A 1,104-nucleotide genomic window follows, 5' to 3' on the forward strand; every position below is an offset into this window, starting at 1 on the left:
CTAGGAGCTGTTCAAGGTTCGGATCTTGGCCTGGCCCTGATGGCGGGCTGGTGTGTCTGGTAGAACTCGGGGGCGTGGCGCGTTTTGACGTGACGGATGCCGAGTGGGCCTTGATCGAACCGCATGTGCCGGTGGCGGCTACCGGGCCCTTGCCGCGGCGGGTGCGGGACCAGTTCAACGGGGTGTTGTGGCGGTTTCGCACCGGCAGCGGCTGGCGGGACGTCCCCGAACGCTACGGGTCCTGGACGACGGTCTACTCCCGGTTTCGCGGCTGGGTGACTTCGGGGTTCTTCCAGGGCCTGATGGAGGCGTTGATCGCGGAGGCCGCCTCGCGCGGGAAGGTCGGGCTGACACTGGTCAGCGTGGACTCCACGATCGTGCGGGCCCACCACGAGTCGTCCGGACTGGCGGTCGCCGGGGAGACCCTCGATGCGCTCGAACAGGCCCTCACCGAGGAAAAGGGGGTTCCGCTGCCGCAGCAGCAGGCTGTGCTGCGGGTGATGCGGAGCCGGCGCCGGACACCGCCGCCGACGCCGCGCAGGTTCGTGCCCAGGCACGCCGTCGGCGCAGGGCCCGGGCCGCGAAAGCCGGACTCGGCCGGTCCCGGGGCGGCCTGAGCAGCAAGATCCATGCCGCTGTCGACTCCGTCGGCCTGCCGTTGGCATTCGTCCTGACCCCGGGCCAGGCTGCCGACTGCCGCCAGTTCCAGCCGGTACTGGAGAAGATCCGGGTGCGCGGCCCGGTCGGCCGGCCGCGCACCCGGCCGGACGCGGTGGCCGCCGACAAGGCCTACTCTTCGAAGGCCAACCGTGCCTACCTGCGCGGACGCGGGATCACCGCAGTGATTCCGGAGAAGGCGGACCAGGCGGCGAACCGAAAGCGGAAGGGTTCCGCCGGCGGCCGACCCATCACGTTCGATCCCGACCGCTACAAGCGACGCAACACCGTCGAGCGGTGCTTCCAGAGGATCAAGACCTGGCGTGGCCTGGCGACCCGGTACGACAAGAGCCCGGAGAGCTACGCGGCAGGCCTGCACCTCCGCGGATCGATCATGTGGCTGAAGTCTCTGACCCCAGCCACATGATCCGAACCTTGAACAGCTCC

Annotated in this window: 1 pseudogene; it reads left to right on the forward strand. The window is 69.6% G+C overall.

Annotated features, from left to right (window positions below):
- Window positions 1–74: 74 nt before the first annotated feature.
- Window positions 75–1,084, forward strand: a pseudogene (locus ABT093_RS40900) (IS5 family transposase).
- Window positions 1,085–1,104: the final 20 nt, after the last annotated feature.

Source organism: Kitasatospora sp. NPDC002551 (assembly GCF_040296005.1).
In the GTDB taxonomy this organism is placed as follows: domain Bacteria; phylum Actinomycetota; class Actinomycetes; order Streptomycetales; family Streptomycetaceae; genus Kitasatospora.